This window comes from Klebsiella sp. 141203 (assembly GCF_032601985.1).
Lineage (GTDB): Bacteria > Pseudomonadota > Gammaproteobacteria > Enterobacterales > Enterobacteriaceae > Klebsiella > Klebsiella aerogenes.
Genome location: NZ_JAQIRL010000003.1, coordinates 265,922 through 282,872 on the forward strand (window position 1 = coordinate 265,922; position 16,951 = coordinate 282,872).

Consider the following 16,951-nt stretch of genomic DNA (forward strand, 5'->3'; position numbering starts at 1 on the left):
ATTAACCGCCAAACTGGTCCGGGTCGGGGCCGAGACGTTTGCCCTGGTCCAGCTTAGCGATTTCACTGAGTTCGTCTTTGTCGAGACGGAAGTCCCAGACGTCAAAGTTTTCCGCGATACGCGATGGCGTGACGGATTTCGGGATTACCACCAGTCCGCTGTCGAGATGCCAGCGAATGACGATTTGCGCCGGCGTTTTGCCGTATTTATCCGCCAGATGGTGGATAATTTTCTGATCGAAGACCCCTTTGCCGCCCTGCGCTAATGGGCTCCAGGATTCGGTCTGGATTTTGTGCGTGGCGTTCCATGCATGTAGCTGACGCTGCTGCATTAACGGGTGCAGCTCAATCTGGTTGATCACCGGGGCGACGCCGGTTTCATCGATCAGCTTTTGCAGATGCGGCACCTGGAAATTACACACCCCGATGCTTTTTGCCAGCCCTTGCTGCTGTAGTTCGATCAGCGCCTGCCAGGCTTCGACGTAATGGCCTATCGCTGGCACCGGCCAGTGGATTAAATAGAGATCCACATAGTCCAGTTTCAGCTTGCTGAGGCTCTCTTTTAGCGCTTCATGCGGCCGTTTTTGATCGTCATTCCACAGTTTGGTGGTGATGAAGAGCTCATCGCGATTGACGCCCGCGCTGCTTAACGCGTTGCCGACGCCAGCCTCATTTTGGTACGCGGCGGCGGTGTCAAAAGAACGATAACCGACTTCCAGCGCCTTATGAATGGCGGAGACGACTTCCTCGTTGCCTGCTTTCCACACGCCGAGACCGAGCTGCGGCATCAGGTTGCCGTCGTGTAGTTTAATAACGGTTGGATGTGTCATGCCTTCCTCCTGTTAATGAACTCAGCGTCAAAAATCCGCCGAGGGGTAGCATTAAGTCTGGACGAAATAGCTAAAAACGGTAGTAAAAACACCTCTCCTTGACGTTTGTTTAACGTAAGGAGAGGTGAATCAGGCGGGAATAACTTAGCGGGCAGCCTCATAGATACGGCGGCTGACGTCCAGAGTGATATCCTGATTTTCGCCAAGCTTAGTCATGCCGTGCTCTTCCAGTTTCGCCAGCAGCGCCGGGATGGAGCTACCGTCGAGACCATAATCGGAAAGGCGAGTCGGCACGCCCATTTGTTCGAAGAAACTACGGGTTGCGGCGATAGCGGCATCGATACGCTGTTCTTCGGAACCTTCGGTGATATTCCACACGCGCTCGGCGTACTGCAGCAGCTTAGCGCGCTTGGTATCGCGCTTCTCATTCCACAGCGCCGGCAGCACGATAGCCAGCGTCTGAGCGTGATCCAGGCCGTGCATCGCCGTCAGTTCGTGGCCGAGCATATGCGTCGCCCAGTCCTGAGGCACGCCTGCGCCAATGAGGCCGTTCAATGCCTGCGTCGCCGCCCACATAATGTTGGCGCGCACGTTGTAATTCTCCGGCTCCTGCAGCGCTTTCGGGCCATCTTCCACCAGCGTTAGCAGAATGCCCTCGGCGAAACGGTCCTGAATTTTGCCGTCAACCGGGTAGGTCACGTACTGCTCAACGGTATGGACGAAAGCGTCAACGACACCGTTAGCGACCTGGCGCGGCGGCAGGGTGTAGGTGTAAACCGGATCGAGGATCGCGAAGACCGGCTGAATGTGTTCGGACATAAACGCGCGTTTATCACCGGTGGTTTTACGCGAGATAACCGCACCTTTGTTTGATTCGGAACCGGTCGCCGGCAGGGTCAATACCGAGCCCATCGGAATGGCGCTGGCAATCTTGTTGCCGTAGGTTTCCAGAATTTCCCACGGATCGATATTCGCGTCATAGTGCGCGGCCGCGGCGATAAACTTGGTGCCATCAAGCACCGAACCGCCGCCAACCGCCAGCAGGAAGGTCACTTTCTCTTCGCGAGCGATTTTCACCGCGTTCATCAGCGTTTCGTAAGACGGGTTTGGCTCAATCCCGCCGAACTCCAGCACGTCAAAGCCAGCCAGCGCGCTCAGTACCTGATCCAGTACGCCGGTTTTCTTCACGCTACCGCCGCCGTAAGTCACCAGCACGCGAGCGCCGGCTGGGATTTGTTCGCGCAGATCGGCGATGGCGCCTTTGCCGAACAGAATGCGGGTTGGGGTATGTAAATTGAAGTTATTCATGGCTGGTGCCCTCATAAAGATGAAACTCCCGGCAGAAAAGACGACTCTCTGCCCGATGGCGGCTATTGTGTTCCTGCGACCGTTTCCTCTCAATGCACATTCCTGCCATTGTCTTGCCCATTTCTCCATTGGGCTGGAGAAAAAGAAGGAAACTACGCACAATAAGCTTGTAGAAAAGTCGTCGGAGAAGCAGCGAAAATGAACCGTGCCGAGATATGCCAGCTATTAACAGATAAAGTTAACAAGCTGAAAGATAAGCAAGAAATGCTAAGTGAACTGCTGCCGGATATCCGTCTGCTGTACGGGACGCAGCCGGGCACCCGTACGCCGGTGATGTACCAGCCGGGGATCGTTTTTCTCTTTTCCGGCCATAAAATTGGCTATATCAATGAACGAACCTTCCGTTATGACACCAACGAATACTTACTGTTAACCGTTCCGCTACCGTTCGAATGCGAAACCTTCGCGACCCCGGAAGTGCCGCTGGCGGGAATGCGGTTGAATGTCGATATTTTGCAGTTGCAGGAGCTGCTGATGGATATCGGCGAAGATGAGCTTTTTCAGCCGTCGGTCGCCTCCAGCGGGATCAACTCGGCGGTGTTATCGGAAGAGATCCTCTGCGCGGCGGAACGCCTGTTAGACGTGATGGAGCGGCCGCTGGACGCGCGCATTCTCGGCAAACAGATTATTCGCGAGATCCTTTATCATGTCCTGATTGGCCCCTGCGGCGGCGCGCTGCTGGCGCTGGTCAGCCGACAGACGCACTTTAGTCTGATTAGCCGCGTTTTGAAGCGTATTGAAAGCCAGTACACCGAAAACCTCAGCGTCGACCAGCTGGCGGCGGAAGCGAATATGAGCGTCTCGGCGTTTCACCATAACTTTAAATCGGTTACCAGCACCTCGCCGCTGCAGTATTTGAAGACCTATCGCCTGCATAAGGCCAGAATGCTGATGATCCATGACGGTATGAAAGCCAGCGCGGCGGCAATGCGCGTCGGCTATGAAAGCGCCTCGCAGTTTAGCCGTGAGTTTAAACGCTATTTTGGTATTACGCCGGGTGAAGATGCTGCGCGTATTCGCACAATGCAGGGGATTTGATAAGGATGCGGCGCCTGTAGCCCCGGTAAGCGTTAGCGCTACCGGGGACTTTGAGACCATCCGGCGCGAGTGAATCAGGCGCTGCAGTATTTCTTCTTGATAACGACGATAACCGTACCAACGAGGCCGGTCACCAGCAGGGCGATCGGTAAAATCATCAGGCAGGTCATGACCTGGTCTTCGTGGTTTTTCACGAACGGGATCATGCTCAGCGCATAGCCAAGACCGGTGACGACACCAACCCACAGCAGGCCGCTTAGCCAGTTAAAGAACTGGAAACGACGATTCGGCAGGCCGGAAATGCCCGCCATGGTTGGCAGCAGGGTGCGGACAAACGCCAAAAAGCGCCCGGCCAGCAGCGCCAGCAGGCCGTGTTTATCAAACATGTTGGTGGCGCGCTGGTGATATTTGTGCGGCAGATGCGACAGCCAGCCTTTCACCATATTGGTATTACCCAGCCAGCGCCCCTGTAAATAGCTCAGCCAGCAGCCGAGGCTGGCGGCAGCGGTTAGGATGGCGAGAGTGGGGACAAAATCCATGACGCCTTTAGCGATTAGCGCGCCGGCGAGCAGCAACAGGCTATCGCCCGGTAAAAACGAAGCCGGCAGCAGCCCGTTTTCCAGAAACAGGGTCGCGAACATGACCAGATATACAAAACCCACAACGTGAGGGTTTGCCAATGCGGCAAAATCATGTTGCCACAGCGCGGCGACAATCTCTTGAATGACAACCATGGACTTTCCTAAGTGGTACCGTTTTTCGACTAGTGTACTCCTGAAGCGGCCCGAGCACCTTGATCCCGGGCGCAACAAAAGCGGCCGCTTTTCTGAAAGCGTCCGCTTTTGTTGCCACTTCCTGTCACTTTACACGATACGCGCGAAACCTGCCGCTAAATCCGCCAGCAGATCGTCAACATTTTCTAAACCTATGTGCAGTCGAATAAGAGTGCCGCTGAAATCCACTTCCGCCCCGGGGCGGATGGCCGCGATATGTTCCGGCTGATTGGCGAGAATCAGCGATTCGAACCCGCCCCACGAGTAGGCCATGCTGAACAGGCTGAAGTTGTCCAGATAGGCTGCCAGCTCGGCGTCGGTCAGACGTTTATTAAGGACGAAAGAGAACAGCCCGCTGCTGCCGCTGAAGTCGCGCTTCCAGAACTCGTGGCCCTTGCTGCCCGGTAGCGCCGGATGATTGACTCGCGCCACCTGCGGGTGCTGCGCCAGCCATTCGGCGACGCGCAGGCTGCTTTCATGATGCTGACGCAGGCGGACGCCAAGCGTGCGCAAGCCGCGGCTGGTCATGTAGGCGGTGTCGGCATCGACCATCTGGCCCATCAGATAGGCGTTTTCACACAATTGCTCCCAGCAGCGGGCGTTGGCCACCGCGGTGCCGATCATCCCGTCGGAGTGACCAATTAAATATTTCGTTGCCGCCTGAATAGAGATATCGATACCAAAATCGAGCGCTTTAAACAGTACCCCTGCCGCCCAGGTGTTATCGATCATGATAATGGCTTCCGGCGCGACGCGGCGCACGGCGGCGACGATGGCCGGCACATCATGCACTTCCATGGTGATCGAGCCGGGGGATTCCAGAAACACGACTTTAGTATTGGGTTGAATCAGGTTGGCGATATCCGCACCGATGAGCGGATCGAACCAGCCGGTCGTCACCCCGAGCTTCGCGAGGATCTTAGTGCAGAAGTCCTGGCTGGGCTCATAGGCGGTGTTGGTCATTAACACGTGGTCGCCCTGTTCGACGAAGGCCAGAATCGTGTTGGCGACCGCGGCCGCGCCGCAGGGGAAGAGGGCGCAGCCGGCGCCGCCTTCCAGTTCACACATGGCTTCCTGCAGCGAAAAGTGGGTCAGCGTGCCGCGGCGGCCATAAAACAGCTCGCCTTTGGCGCGATTACGGGTGGCGTGTTTTTTAGCCTCGACGGTATCGAACACCAGCGATGAGGCGCGTTGGATAACGCTATTCACCGAACCCTGAGTATATTTTTTGCGGCGCCCGGCGTTGACCAGCGCGGTATCAAGATGTTTATCAGCCATGTTATAGAAACCTGTTTTTATACGTCTGGACGTCTAAACTACCATGAATACCGGTTTGTGTACCGGGCCGCAAACGATACAGGCAAAAATTTTCCCGAAACCGGCGTCAGCCGCTTTTTTACTGCGTAAGCGCAAAGAAAATAAACGTGATTTGCTGCACAGTGTAAATACTAATGAGAACCACTATCAATTCGATGTCGTTTTGATATTATTATGCTCAGTTTTTGTGATTGACGTCCTGGAGAAACAGTGTGGGTAATAATTTGATGCAGGCGGATCTCTCCGTTTGGGGTATGTATCATCACGCCGATATTGTCGTTAAGGTTGTGATGATTGGCTTGATTCTGGCTTCAGTAGTCACCTGGGCTATCTTCTTCGGCAAGGGTGCCGAAATGTTGTCCAGCAAGCGTCGCCTCAAGCGTGAGCAGCAGCAGCTCAGCGAAGCGCGTTCTCTCGATCAGGCTAACACTATCGCGAATGGATTCCATGCTAAAAGCCTGACCACTCAGCTGATTAACGAAGCCAATAATGAGCTGGAACTGTCGGCAGGCGTGGATGACAACGAAGGCATTAAAGAACGTACCGGTTTCCGCCTTGAGCGTCGCGTGGCGCAGGTTGGCCGCTACATGGGCCGCGGAAATGGTTATCTGGCAACCATCGGCGCTATTTCCCCGTTCGTCGGTCTGTTTGGTACCGTCTGGGGCATCATGAACAGCTTTATCGGTATCGCGCAAACGCAGACGACTAACCTGGCGGTTGTCGCGCCGGGTATCGCGGAAGCGCTGCTGGCAACGGCCATTGGTCTGTTTGCCGCGATTCCGGCGGTGGTTATCTACAACGTTTTCGCCCGCATGATTGCCAGCTACAAAGCGTCTCTCGGCGATGTGGCCGCGCAGATTATGCTGCTGCAAAGCCGTGACCTTGACCTGAACGCCAGTGGTTCTCAGCCGCTGCGTCCGGCGCAGAAATTACGGGTAGGTTGATCCGCTATGGCGATGCATTTTAACGAAAACCTCGATGACAACGGCGAAATGCACGATATTAACGTCACGCCGTTTATCGACGTCATGTTGGTGCTGTTGATTATCTTCATGGTGGCGGCGCCGCTGGCCACCGTGGACGTCAAAGTCAACCTGCCGGCCTCATCCAGCCAGCCGCAGCCGCGTCCGGAAAAACCGATTTACCTGTCGGTGAAGGCGGACAAATCGATGTTCCTCGGCAACGATCCGGTGACCGAAGAGAGCGTGATTGCCTCGCTGGACGCGCTGACTCAGGGTAAGAAAGACACCACCGTGTTCTTCCGCGCCGACAAAACCGTCGACTACGAGACGATGATGAAAGTGATGGATACGCTGCATCAGGCCGGTTACCTGAAAATTGGTCTGGTGGGCGAAGAGACCGTCAAAGCGAAGTAATTTCCCCCAGGATTTCTCCCGAAAGGCCAACACAGTGTTGGCCTTTTTTATTTCCCTACCGACTGCGTATCGTTTTGATATGGGCCAGCTGCGATATAATGGCGGCCATTTTTACAAACTGACAGGACCTTATGGAACGCTTTCTGGAAAACGCTATTTATGCTTCGCGCTGGCTGCTGGCGCCGGTTTATTTCGGCCTCTCGCTGGGGCTTATCGCGCTATCGATAAAATTTTTTCAGGAGATATTCCACATCCTGCCGCATATCTTCAGCGTTAGCGAGTCGGATCTGATTCTGACGCTGCTTTCGCTGGTCGATATGACGCTGGTGGGCGGGCTGCTGGTGATGGTGATGTTTTCAGGTTATGAGAACTTCGTCTCGACGCTGGATATTAACGAAGGCAAAGAGAAGCTCAACTGGCTTGGCAAAATGGATGCGACATCGCTGAAAAACAAGGTGGCGGCGTCGATTGTGGCTATCTCTTCCATTCACCTGCTGCGGGTGTTTATGGATGCGAAGAACGTGCCGGATAACAAGCTGATGTGGTACGTCATTATCCATCTCACCTTTGTGCTGTCAGCCTTTGTGATGGGCTATCTCGATCGCCTGACCAAGGTAAAGCACTGATGTGACAACTTACCCGGCAGCCTCGCGCCGCCGGGTAAGGGGTATTACGCCTGGCGTTTGTCTTCGGTCTGGGTGTCGAAATCGCGGGCATCATGGCGCTCGTGCAACTGTTCGTCGAGCGGGCCATTAGTGCGGTTAACCATCCGTCCGCGCTTCACCGCCGGGCGATTGCCCACGTCCTGCGCCCAGCGCAGCACGTTAACGTAACTGCCGGCATCGAGGAATTCCGCGGCGTTATAGACGTTGCCCAGCACCACGTTGCCGTACCACGGCCAGATAGCCATATCGGCAATGGTGTACTCTTCTCCGGCCACAAAGCGGCCGCGCGCCAGCTGCTTATCCAGCACGTCGAGCTGACGTTTCGCTTCCATGGTAAAGCGGTCGATCGCGTACTCGATTTTCACCGGCGCATAGTTATAAAAGTGGCCGAAGCCGCCGCCGAGGAACGGCGCTGCGCCCTGTAGCCAGAACAACCAGTTCAGCGTTTCGGTGCGCCCGGCCGGGTCTTTCGGCAGGAAGAAACCAAATTTTTCCGCCAGATATAACAGGATGCTACCGGATTCAAATACCCGGGTCGGCGGAGTGGTGGAGTGGTCGCTCAGCGCCGGGATCTTCGAGTTTGGGTTCACTTCGACAAAGCCGCTGGAAAACTGATCGCCTTCGCCGATACGAATCAGCCAGGCGTCATATTCAGCGCCAGCCACGCCCAGCGCCAGCAGCTCTTCCAGCATGATAGTCACTTTCTGCCCGTTCGGCGTGCCCAGCGAATAGAGCTGCAGCGGGTGATTGCCAACGGGCAGCACTTTCTTATGCGTCGCGCCGGAAACCGGACGGTTGATATTGGCGAATGCGCCGCCGTTATTCTGTTTCCATTCCCATACTTTCGGTGGTTGGTAGTGATTGTCGGACATACTGACCTGCCTCTTTAGTAAGGTGTACAAAAATAGTGAGGTGTACAAAAAAGTCTAGCAGCTAATCTCAGGCCATAATCCGTGCGGCCCACACGCTGACGTCATCGCCGCTGCCGAGGTCAGGCTGCACCAGACCGTTGACCATAAACGTCGGCGATACATGGATGCCATTCTGGCGGGCGTATTTACTGTGCCATTTGATTTCGTTTTGCAGCTCAGGGCGGGCAAATGCCGCCGCCAGCGACACGTGGCTATAGCGCTCAAGGCGCTCGATAATTTGCTGCGGAGTGGTATTCATATTCGGCCCGCTGCAGTGGTCGGTGAATTCAAACTCTTCACGATGATCGGCGACCGCCTGCAGGACTTTGTGCGCCTGCTCTCTGCCGTGCGGCAGGGTGGAGGCGGCCAGCACGCAGCGCACTATTACCCCGGAAAACAGATGCCATGGTTGGGACTGCAGGCGAATCTTAATCGTGACGTTCTCGGCGCCCACTTCATCCAGCAATTCATCAAGCTTGTTGAAGGCGCGAACGGAAAACGGACAGGTTGGTTCGAGGAATACTTCAAAAGTCCGCGGTCCGTGTCCCCAGACCAGCGGCTGGGCATTGAGATGCGAAGGTGAGCTCATTGTCGACTCCTGATGTAGTGATGTTTTTTTGTTATGTGTTGGCTAACAATATCACTTCTGCCAATGGACGCCGGGTTATTTTCTATAAGGGCACGTTTAGCGAATCGAATGAGTGGTATCATCATTTCACCTCTGTCTGGTAAGTGCCTGCGGCAGGATAAGAAGAGGGAGTTTTGTTCCGCCAACTGCCCGGGCTGCATTAATTTGAGGTCAGGCTAAATGAGTAAAGGATCGACCAGTATTGACGCCCCTTTCGGCACGCTTTTAGGCTACGCGCCGGGCGGCGTGGCAATTTATTCTTCGAATTACAGTAGCTTAAATCCACAAGATTACCCGGATGACGCCGCTTTCCGCAGCTATATCGGCAATGAGTATATGGGGCATAAATGGCAATGCGTAGAGTTCGCGCGGCGCTTTTTATTCCTCACCTACGGTTTTGTCTTTACCGATGTCGGTATGGCTTATGAAATCTTCTCGCTGCGCTTTCTGCGCGAAGTGGTGAATGACAACATTCTTCCCCTGCAGGCCTTCGCCAACGGCTCGCGTCGTCCGCCAATCGCCGGTTCGCTGCTAATCTGGCAGAAGGGCGGTGAGTTTAAACATACCGGCCACGTGGCGGTGATTACGCAACTGGTAGGGAATAAGGTCCGTATCGCCGAGCAAAACGTCATTCACGCGCCGCTGCCGCAGGGCCAGCAGTGGACCCGCGAGCTGACGCTGGAAGTGAAAGACGGCGTCTACACCATCAAAGATACCTTTACCGATACCGAAATTTTAGGCTGGATGATCCAGACCGCCGATACCGAGCACAGCCTGCCGCAGCCGGTGCTGCCCGGCGAGGAGATGAAAATCAGCGGTGCGCGGCTGCCGAATAAAGGCCAGTTCCGCGGTAACTGGCTCAATGAGAAAGACGCGCTGCAAAAGGCCTATGTTGAAGCCAACGGTCATTTCATCAATCAGGATCCTTACCAGTACTTCACCATCAGCGAGAGCGCCGAACAGGAGCTGATTAAAGCGACCAACGAACTGCACCTGATGTATCTGCACGCCACTGATAAGGTGATGAAGGATGACAACCTGCTGGCGCTGTTCGATATTCCGAAAATTCTCTGGCCTCGTCTGCGCCTCTCGTGGCAACGCCGCCGTCATCATATGATTACCGGGCGCATGGATTTCTGCATGGACGAGCGCGGGCTGAAGGTGTACGAATACAACGCCGACTCTGCCTCTTGCCATACGGAAGGTGGATTGATCCTCGAACAGTGGCTGAAACAGGGCTATCGCGGTACCGGCCATAATCCGGCGGAAAATCTGCTCGAGGAGCTGGCGGGGGCGTGGAAACACAGCCGCGCGCGGCCGTTCGTGCATATCATGCAGGATAAGGATCTTGAAGAGAACTACCACGCCCAGTTTATTCAGCGTTCGCTAACCGAGGCGGGCTTTGAGAGCAAAATTCTCTTCGGTCTTGATGAGCTGCGCTGGGATGCTGCCGGACAGCTTATCGACGGCGATGGCCGCTTGGTTAACTGCGTGTGGAAGACCTGGGCATGGGAAACCGCCATCGAGCAGGTGCGTGAAGTCAGCGCCGAAGAGTATGCGGCGGTGCCGATTCGTACCGGTCATCCGCAAAATGAGGTGCGCCTGATTGACGTCTTGCTGCGCCCTGAAGTATTGGTATTCGAACCGCTGTGGACGGTTATCCCCGGCAACAAGGCGATTCTGCCGGTGCTGTGGTCGCTGTTCCCGCATCATCGTTATCTGCTGGATACCGATTTTGTGGTCAATGACGAGCTGGCGAAAACCGGTTATGCGGTCAAACCGATCTCCGGGCGCTGCGGTAATAACATCGATCTGATAAGCCCGCACGATGAGGTATTGGATCAGACCAGCGGGCAATTTGTCGATCGCAAAAATATTTACCAGCAGCTGTGGTGTCTGCCGAAGGTTGACGGCAAGTACATCCAGGTGTGCACCTTTACGGTGGGCGGTAACTATGGCGGAACCTGCCTGCGCGGCGATGATTCGCTGGTGGTGAAGAAAGAGAGCGATATTGAGCCGTTAGTCGTACTGAAAGACAACGAGTAACGGCCGCAAACCGGGCAGCGGCTAGCATCGCTGCCCGGCACCTGCAAAGCTTCAACGTACAACTAACACAACAACAAGACAGAAAAGGAAAAGCATATGCACGATCGGCGCCTCGCCGCCCGCGCGGGTGAACTTAAGCCCTCCGCCGTCCGCGAACTTCTCAAACACAGTAAACTGCCCGGCGTTATTTCGCTTGGCGGCGGTATTCCGGCTCCGGAACTGTTTGATACCGAAGGTCTCAACCTCGCGGTGCAAAAGGTGATGAGTGAACGTTTTAATGATGCGTTCCAGTACGGCCTTACCGAAGGATATCCGCCGCTGCGCCAGGCGGTGAGCGAAATCTGCCAGTCGCGCGGCGTGGCCTGCTCGGCAAGCCAGGTGTATATCACCTCCGGTTCGCAGCAATCGCTGGATATCGTTGCCCGCACGCTGCTCGATCCGGGCGATGCGGTCGTCGTTGAACGTCCGACCTACCTTGCCGCGCTGCAGGTATTCCAGCTGGCGCAGGCGAATATCCTGAGCGTCGATACCGACGATAACGGCATGCTGGTTGAACAACTGGCCGATCTGCTGGAGACGACTAAGGTTAAAGCGGTCTATCTGGTGCCGACGTTTGGCAACCCTGGCGGTAAAACCCTCAGCGACGATCGTCGCCAGCGGCTGGTGGCGTTAGCGAAGCAACATGATTTTGTGATTATCGAAGACGATCCCTACGGCGAAATCAGCTTCACCGATAAAGTGCGGCGTCCGCTGTATCAACATGCGATCGAACAAGGCTGTGAAGATCGGGTGGTGTACACCTCCACGTTCTCCAAGATCCTCGCACCGGGAATGCGTATTGGCTGGATCGTGATGCCGGAATGGCTGGCGCACCAGGCGGTGATCGTGAAGCAGGCGGCGGATCTGCATACCAATATGCTCTCTCAGGTTATCACCGCTGAGTATCTGGGAATGAATCGCCTGAACAATCAGATCGCCCTGATCCGCGAAGACTACCGCAAGAAGTGCGTGGCGCTGGCCGAGGCACTGGAAAGCCGTCTTGGCGAGCATCTTGAGTTTAGCCGCCCGGAAGGGGGAATGTTCCTGTGGGCCCGCTTCCGCTATCCGTTCGATACCATGGCGTGGTTGAATAAGACGCTGGAAAACGGCGTGGTTTACGTACCTGGTGAAGCGTTCTACAACGATAATCCGGATACCCGCACGCTGCGTCTTTCCTATTCGACGGTTTCTGAAGCCGGTCTGCTGACCGCCGTCGAACGTCTGGCTAAATCGCTGTAATCTTTTGTCTCCGCACCGATGACCGGTGCGGAGAGCTTTAAATCGGGGGAGGGATTACTCCTGCTCGGCGATGCGATCGTCAAGCCAGATGAGCATCAGAGAAGAGAGAAAAGCGACAGCAATAGTGCCAATAAACAACAACATAAAAATTTCCTCAGGGGTTTTATTATTTTTCTAATGTAACCGGTGAGTGGCTATTTTTGTTTGCAATGGTGATTTTGGTGTCATGCTGCGCTGTTGCAAGGGTGAAAAAATCATCAGCGTCAACATCGAAGTTCAGTACTATTTCCCGGTACTTTCTGGCATTAACAAGTTCTTTAGCTTCTTTCATACTACTGGCGATAATAGTAGGCATCAGTTTCATCTCAGTTTGAAAACTAGCAGCAAAATAAAAGCTTGTTCGTATCAGATCAACATTTTTTTGCTACTTTACACATCACCAGAAAGCCTGTCTTTGCGCAATCGTAACCAGAGTGGGAGCGTATGCAGAAGCGGAGGCCAGATGCCACCGCTCACCGTCTTAAAGCTGATACTGCCAGGAGAACAGGAAGCGCTTTTCGGCTTCATTGAGATAGGTGTTGTTATCCTGCACGTAGGTCATAAATTTCACCGAGTTGTGCTCGGTCAGGTTATATCCCACGCCGACCCCGGCGAAATAACCTTTATAGTTATCGCCATCGTCGTTTTTCGAGCCATACGCTCCCCCGGCGAAACCTAACAGGCGCAGATCGGCGCTCAGTGGTTTCAGGACAAATGCGCCGAGATAGCCGCTGCTGCCGGAGATATTCGTCGATTCAAAACCGTTCTCCGGCGACGGCATGCCGTTAAAACCCGGCTGCGAACAGGCGCTATGTTGATCCTTATTACAGGCCATGTGGTCGCCGGTATTATAGGTATAACCGGCCATCGGGAATATTTGAAAGCCTGCTGGTTCAAAGCCAAAATAACTGAGCGGCAGGAACGTGCCGATAGAATAGTTGGTTTGTGAGGAGTCATCGGGATAAACATTTTTCCCAAAGTTAAAGTTAAAAATACCAATGGGAAATAGCCATGAACCGCCGACGCGCCATTCCGTGGCGTCGCTATTAATACGCACATTGAGTTTCCGCGCTTCGTCGAAGGCCAGCGAGCCGGAAAATGCGAGATTGCTGTCGTTCAGATCGTAGTTATCTGACCACGTCACGCCGAATTTGGTGGTCACTTTAGTCGGGTCATCCGCCGATTTCTCGGCGTTGGCTTTAACTTCCCCCGTCTTGGCAAAGAGCGCGCCTGGCAGCAGACCGATACACAGTGCGCATACCGGGAGATATTTAATAAGCATAAAAATTCACAATTAAAAAAATCAAATACAACAAACTACTGTACACGACGATATTCATCGCTAATATCACCGATATATTTAATTTTGCATTTGCCTGTAAGGCGTTTTAATTATTTACGCTATACCCGTCATACTTCAAGTTGCATGTGCGTTGGCAATAACTCGGCCCATCCTTGGGCCTCGCCCTTACGGGCGCTGTAAACAGCGTTCAAATTCGTTCCTGACGAATTTGTCCTCGCTCACCCCAGTCACTTACTGGAGTAAGCTCCTGGGGATTCCCTGCGTCGCCGCCTTCCTGCAACTCGAATTATTTAGGGTATATAAAAAATTAACCCGCACGCGGCGGGTTAATAATGTAAAGATATTAAATAATGCTTATAGCAGCCCAATCTCTTTCGCGGTGCGGTCAACGGCGCGCTTGGTTTTTTCAACCAGTTCATCGAGTTCGCTATGTCCGGCAATCAGCGCCGGTGCCATGATCATGCGCCCCAGCGTCGAGCGAATAATCACCCCTTCTTCAAAGCCGATGGTGCGACAGCGCCAGGCCAGTTCGTTCTCGTTGGCAAAGCGTTTGCGAGTGGCTTTATCTTCGGCAAACTGCAGGGCGGCCACCAGCCCGGCTCCCTGCACCTCGCCAATGAGCGGATGATTTTCAAACACTTCGCGCAGCGTTTTTTGCAGATAGGGGCCGCTATCGGTACGAACTCGGGTAACGTGGTTTTCATCGCGTAAGGCTTTCAGGTTGGCAATCGCCACCGCGGCCGCCACCGGGTGGCCGGAATAGGTCAGGCCGTGTGGGAAAACGCCGCCTTTTTCCACCAGCACGTCGGCCATGCGTTTGCTCAGTACCAGCCCGCCCATTGGTACGTAACCGGAGGTTAGCCCCTTGGCAATCGACAGCGTATCCGGTTCAAAACCAAAGTACTGATGCGCAAACCACTCGCCGGTACGGCCAAAGCCGCCAATCACCTCATCGGCGCACAGCAGCACGTCATATTGCCGGCAGATACGTTGGATCTCCGGCCAGTAGCTTTCCGGCGGGAAGATCATCCCACCCGCGCCCTGGAACGGCTCGGCGATAAAACCGGCGACGTTTTCCGCGCCCAGCTCAAGGATCTTCTCTTCCAGCTGGCGGGCGCAGCGCAGGCCGAACTCCTGTGGGGTCAGGTTGCCGCCGTGCATAAACCAGTAGGGTTCGTCGATGTGGGCAACGTCCGGGATCACGCCGCCCATTTCATGCATGAACTTCATGCCGCCGAGCCCGCTTGCCGCCAGCGTGGAGCCGTGATAGCCGTTCCAGCGGCCAATCATCACCTTTTTCTCCGGCTTACCGAGGATCTGCCAGTAGCGACGAACGGTGCGAATCAGCACTTCATTCGATTCCGAGCCGGAGTTGGTGTAGATAGCGTGGCTGTAGTGTGGCGGCAGCAGGCTGAACAGCAGCTCGGAAAGCTCAATCACCGCCGGGTGGGTCGTGTGGAAGAACATATTGTAATAGGGCAGTTTGGCAAACTGCGCCGCGGCGGCGTCCGCCAGATCCTGGCGGCTGTAGCCCAGCTGGGTACACCACAGGCCGGACATTCCATCGAGGTATTTATTCCCGTCGTTGTCCCACAGGTAAAGTCCTTCGCCGCGTACCATGACGCGCGCCCCTTCGGCGTTCAGCGCTTTTTGATCCAGGAAGGCGTGAATATGGTGAGCCGCATCTGAATGTTGGTAATCGGACGTCGAACGGTTCTGATTGCTTGGATTAGTCATTTCGTCTCTCCTGTCTGCTGAAACTGAAACCAGGTGGTTTTGAGGCTGGTGAATTTATCAAAGGCATGTAGAGACAGATCGCGGCCAAAGCCCGACTGCTTGTTGCCGCCAAAGGGAACGGTGACGTCCAGCGCATCGACGGTATTTACCGAGATTGTTCCGGCGGTCAGCTGCGCGGCGACGCGATGGGCGCGGTGCAGATTGTCGGTCCATAGCGAGGCGGCCAGCGCATAGATATGGTTATTCGCCAGATGAACCGCCTCCTGCTCGCTATCGAAGGCGCAAACCGCCAGCACCGGGCCGAAGATCTCCTCTTTCCACAGCGCCATCTCTTCGTTCACGTTGGTCAGCAGCGTTGGCTGAACGTAGTTGGCGACGCCGTCTATTTCCACCGTACGACCGCCGGTAAGCAGCGTTGCGCCCTCGTCTTGCGCGCGGCGGATAGCCGCCATCACTTTTTCGGCATGCGCGGCGCTGACCATCGCTCCCATGCGGGTTTGCGGCTCGAGCGGATGCGCCGGAGCCCAGGCCTGCATTCTTTCCTGTAGTTTGGCAATGAAGGCCGCGTAAATCGGGCGCTCAACCAGCAGGCGAGAGTTGGCAGAGCAGACTTCGCCCTGATTAAAACAAATACCGAAAGCTGCTTTTTCAGCGGCCAGGTCGAGATCCTGGCAGTCGGCGAAGATGATATTGGCGCTCTTGCCGCCGCACTCCAGCCATACTTGTTTCAGATTGGACTGGGCCGAATAGGCCATAAAGGCTTTGCCGACGGCGGTTGAGCCGGTGAAGGCGATGACATCGATATCGTGATGCAGTCCCAGCGCGCTCCCGGTTTCGGTTCCCAGCCCGGTCACCACGTTAAGCACGCCTGGCGGAATACCGGCCTCCAGCGCCAGTTCGCCCAGACGCAGGGCGCTAAACGGCGAGTTTTCCGAGGGCTTGAGGATTACGCTATTGCCGGCGGCCAGCGCCGGACCCAACTTCCAGGAGGCGAGGTCGAGCGGGAAATTCCACGGCACGATGGCAGCAACCACGCCGATGGGCTGGCGGGTAATGGTCGCCAGCGCACCGGGCCTGGCGGGAGCCACCTCATCGTAGAGTTTATCTACGCTTTCTGCATACCAACTGAGGATGTGCGCGGCGCCGGGTACATCAATGTTCAGCGCATCGTTGACCGGTTTCCCCATGCTGACGCTCTCCAGCAGCGCCAGCTCTTCGCGATGTTGAAGGATCAGCGCCGAGAGGCGCAGCAGCGCGCGTTTACGCTCCTGCGGCGCCAGCCCCGACCAGACGCCGGAAGTAAACGCGCGGCGCGCGGAGGCGACGGCAATATCGATATCTTCCGCCTGCAGCGAGGTGACTTCCGCCAGCAGCGTATTGCTGGCTGGATTAATGGCGGGGCAGACTTTACGGCTTTTCGCGACGTACGGTTGACCATCGATAATGGCGTGGCTGATAAAGCGCTGCTCCTGCAGCCTGCGCTGCCAAAAGTTTCTATCAGACATGAACCTTCTCCTTCGCATGTTGCGTAATTGTTATTTATTTGTTTCTTTGAGTTCATGATGCAGGAGGCCAATGCGGCGAGAAAGGACTAAAAATTGAGGCTACCTCTATAAAAATCGTTGTTAGTCAGGATTGGCGAT

General features: G+C 55.1%; 17 protein-coding genes. 7 read left to right on the forward strand and 10 right to left on the reverse strand.

Translation table 11 applies throughout. The features are described 5' to 3' along the window. Position 1: 1 nt before the first annotated feature. Positions 2–829 (reverse strand): 2,5-didehydrogluconate reductase DkgA, encoded by an 828-nt coding sequence (gene dkgA / locus PGR29_RS13835; protein ID WP_015369664.1) that lies wholly within the window; start codon positions 827–829, stop codon positions 2–4. Positions 830–973: 144 nt separating this feature from the next. After that, complete coding sequence (gene yqhD / locus PGR29_RS13840) at positions 974–2,137, reverse strand: alcohol dehydrogenase (protein ID WP_316424711.1); 1,164 nt, start codon at positions 2,135–2,137, stop codon at positions 974–976. A 198-nt stretch (positions 2,138–2,335) separates the two neighbouring features. Here yqhD and PGR29_RS13845 point away from each other — a divergent pair, with 198 nt between their 5' ends. After that, positions 2,336–3,235, forward strand: a complete 900-nt coding sequence (locus PGR29_RS13845; protein ID WP_015703501.1) for an AraC family transcriptional regulator — start codon at positions 2,336–2,338, stop codon at positions 3,233–3,235. Positions 3,236–3,309: 74 nt separating this feature from the next. Here the strand turns inward: PGR29_RS13845 and yghB are convergent, their stop codons facing one another. Further along, positions 3,310–3,969 (reverse strand): DedA family general envelope maintenance protein YghB, encoded by a 660-nt coding sequence (gene yghB, locus PGR29_RS13850; RefSeq protein WP_308957736.1) that lies wholly within the window; start codon positions 3,967–3,969, stop codon positions 3,310–3,312. A 129-nt stretch (positions 3,970–4,098) separates the two neighbouring features. Then, complete coding sequence (metC, locus tag PGR29_RS13855; protein ID WP_087859810.1) at positions 4,099–5,286, reverse strand: cystathionine beta-lyase; 1,188 nt, start codon at positions 5,284–5,286, stop codon at positions 4,099–4,101. A gap of 251 nt (positions 5,287–5,537) precedes the next feature. Here metC and exbB point away from each other — a divergent pair, with 251 nt between their 5' ends. The 3 genes from exbB to PGR29_RS13870 all read left to right on the forward strand — a co-directional run bounded on the left by exbB (position 5,538) and on the right by PGR29_RS13870 (position 7,327). After that, positions 5,538–6,269 carry a tol-pal system-associated acyl-CoA thioesterase gene (gene exbB / locus PGR29_RS13860; protein ID WP_015369670.1) on the forward strand — a complete coding sequence of 244 codons (732 nt, stop codon included), beginning with the start codon at positions 5,538–5,540 and terminating at the stop codon, positions 6,267–6,269. Between the two features lie 6 nt (positions 6,270–6,275). After that, a complete protein-coding gene (exbD, locus tag PGR29_RS13865) occupies positions 6,276–6,701 on the forward strand; it encodes a TonB system transport protein ExbD (protein WP_015369671.1) in 426 nt (141 codons plus the stop codon). A gap of 131 nt (positions 6,702–6,832) precedes the next feature. Next, positions 6,833–7,327, forward strand: a complete 495-nt coding sequence (locus PGR29_RS13870) for a TIGR00645 family protein (protein ID WP_015369672.1) — start codon at positions 6,833–6,835, stop codon at positions 7,325–7,327. A gap of 44 nt (positions 7,328–7,371) precedes the next feature. Here PGR29_RS13870 and yghU read toward each other — a convergent pair whose 3' ends face one another. Both yghU and PGR29_RS13880 read right to left on the reverse strand, forming a co-directional pair. Further along, complete coding sequence (yghU, locus tag PGR29_RS13875) at positions 7,372–8,238, reverse strand: glutathione-dependent disulfide-bond oxidoreductase (protein WP_316424712.1); 867 nt, start codon at positions 8,236–8,238, stop codon at positions 7,372–7,374. Between the two features lie 67 nt (positions 8,239–8,305). Then, positions 8,306–8,866, reverse strand: a complete 561-nt coding sequence (locus tag PGR29_RS13880) for a DsbA family protein (RefSeq protein WP_015369674.1) — start codon at positions 8,864–8,866, stop codon at positions 8,306–8,308. 20 nt (positions 8,867–8,886) lie between these two features. Here PGR29_RS13880 and PGR29_RS13885 point away from each other — a divergent pair, with 20 nt between their 5' ends. The 3 genes from PGR29_RS13885 (at position 8,887) to PGR29_RS13895 (ending at position 12,229) form a co-directional block, all read left to right on the forward strand. Beyond that, positions 8,887–9,009: a hypothetical protein gene (locus tag PGR29_RS13885; RefSeq protein ID WP_015369675.1), complete on the forward strand. Its 123-nt coding sequence runs from the start codon at positions 8,887–8,889 to the stop codon at positions 9,007–9,009. A gap of 76 nt (positions 9,010–9,085) precedes the next feature. Beyond that, the gene (gss, locus tag PGR29_RS13890; RefSeq protein ID WP_271032112.1) at positions 9,086–10,951 is read left to right on the forward strand and encodes a bifunctional glutathionylspermidine amidase/synthase; all 1,866 of its coding nucleotides are present in this window, start codon (positions 9,086–9,088) and stop codon (positions 10,949–10,951) included. Between the two features lie 96 nt (positions 10,952–11,047). Then, on the forward strand, positions 11,048–12,229 hold the full coding sequence (locus tag PGR29_RS13895; RefSeq protein ID WP_213793595.1) for a PLP-dependent aminotransferase family protein: 1,182 nt from the start codon (positions 11,048–11,050) through the stop codon (positions 12,227–12,229). Positions 12,230–12,395: 166 nt separating this feature from the next. Here PGR29_RS13895 and PGR29_RS13900 read toward each other — a convergent pair whose 3' ends face one another. From PGR29_RS13900 to PGR29_RS13915, 4 genes are all read right to left on the reverse strand, one after another. Beyond that, complete coding sequence (locus tag PGR29_RS13900; protein ID WP_047078357.1) at positions 12,396–12,584, reverse strand: hypothetical protein; 189 nt, start codon at positions 12,582–12,584, stop codon at positions 12,396–12,398. A gap of 165 nt (positions 12,585–12,749) precedes the next feature. Continuing rightward, on the reverse strand, positions 12,750–13,550 hold the full coding sequence (locus PGR29_RS13905) for a hypothetical protein (RefSeq protein WP_316424713.1): 801 nt from the start codon (positions 13,548–13,550) through the stop codon (positions 12,750–12,752). A gap of 375 nt (positions 13,551–13,925) precedes the next feature. Beyond that, positions 13,926–15,308 (reverse strand): aspartate aminotransferase family protein, encoded by a 1,383-nt coding sequence (locus PGR29_RS13910; RefSeq protein ID WP_047065641.1) that lies wholly within the window; start codon positions 15,306–15,308, stop codon positions 13,926–13,928. Further along, positions 15,305–16,813, reverse strand: a complete 1,509-nt coding sequence (locus tag PGR29_RS13915) for an aldehyde dehydrogenase (RefSeq protein ID WP_316424714.1) — start codon at positions 16,811–16,813, stop codon at positions 15,305–15,307. Before PGR29_RS13915 ends, PGR29_RS13910 begins: the two co-directional genes overlap by 4 nt. Between the last annotated feature and the right edge of the window lie 138 nt (positions 16,814–16,951).

Coding starts and splice junctions, on each gene's coding strand:
- dkgA (WP_015369664.1), bottom strand. CDS start 829: ATGACACATCCAACCGTTATTAAACTACACGACGGCAACCTGATGCCG.
- yqhD (WP_316424711.1), bottom strand. CDS start 2,137: ATGAATAACTTCAATTTACATACCCCAACCCGCATTCTGTTCGGCAAA.
- PGR29_RS13845 (WP_015703501.1), top strand. CDS start 2,336: ATGAACCGTGCCGAGATATGCCAGCTATTAACAGATAAAGTTAACAAG.
- yghB (WP_308957736.1), bottom strand. CDS start 3,969: ATGGTTGTCATTCAAGAGATTGTCGCCGCGCTGTGGCAACATGATTTT.
- metC (WP_087859810.1), bottom strand. CDS start 5,286: ATGGCTGATAAACATCTTGATACCGCGCTGGTCAACGCCGGGCGCCGC.
- exbD (WP_015369671.1), top strand. CDS start 6,276: ATGGCGATGCATTTTAACGAAAACCTCGATGACAACGGCGAAATGCAC.
- PGR29_RS13870 (WP_015369672.1), top strand. CDS start 6,833: ATGGAACGCTTTCTGGAAAACGCTATTTATGCTTCGCGCTGGCTGCTG.
- yghU (WP_316424712.1), bottom strand. CDS start 8,238: ATGTCCGACAATCACTACCAACCACCGAAAGTATGGGAATGGAAACAG.
- PGR29_RS13880 (WP_015369674.1), bottom strand. CDS start 8,866: ATGAGCTCACCTTCGCATCTCAATGCCCAGCCGCTGGTCTGGGGACAC.
- PGR29_RS13885 (WP_015369675.1), top strand. CDS start 8,887: ATGTTTTTTTGTTATGTGTTGGCTAACAATATCACTTCTGCCAATGGA.
- gss (WP_271032112.1), top strand. CDS start 9,086: ATGAGTAAAGGATCGACCAGTATTGACGCCCCTTTCGGCACGCTTTTA.
- PGR29_RS13895 (WP_213793595.1), top strand. CDS start 11,048: ATGCACGATCGGCGCCTCGCCGCCCGCGCGGGTGAACTTAAGCCCTCC.
- PGR29_RS13900 (WP_047078357.1), bottom strand. CDS start 12,584: ATGCCTACTATTATCGCCAGTAGTATGAAAGAAGCTAAAGAACTTGTT.
- PGR29_RS13905 (WP_316424713.1), bottom strand. CDS start 13,550: ATGCTTATTAAATATCTCCCGGTATGCGCACTGTGTATCGGTCTGCTG.
- PGR29_RS13910 (WP_047065641.1), bottom strand. CDS start 15,308: ATGACTAATCCAAGCAATCAGAACCGTTCGACGTCCGATTACCAACAT.
- PGR29_RS13915 (WP_316424714.1), bottom strand. CDS start 16,813: ATGTCTGATAGAAACTTTTGGCAGCGCAGGCTGCAGGAGCAGCGCTTT.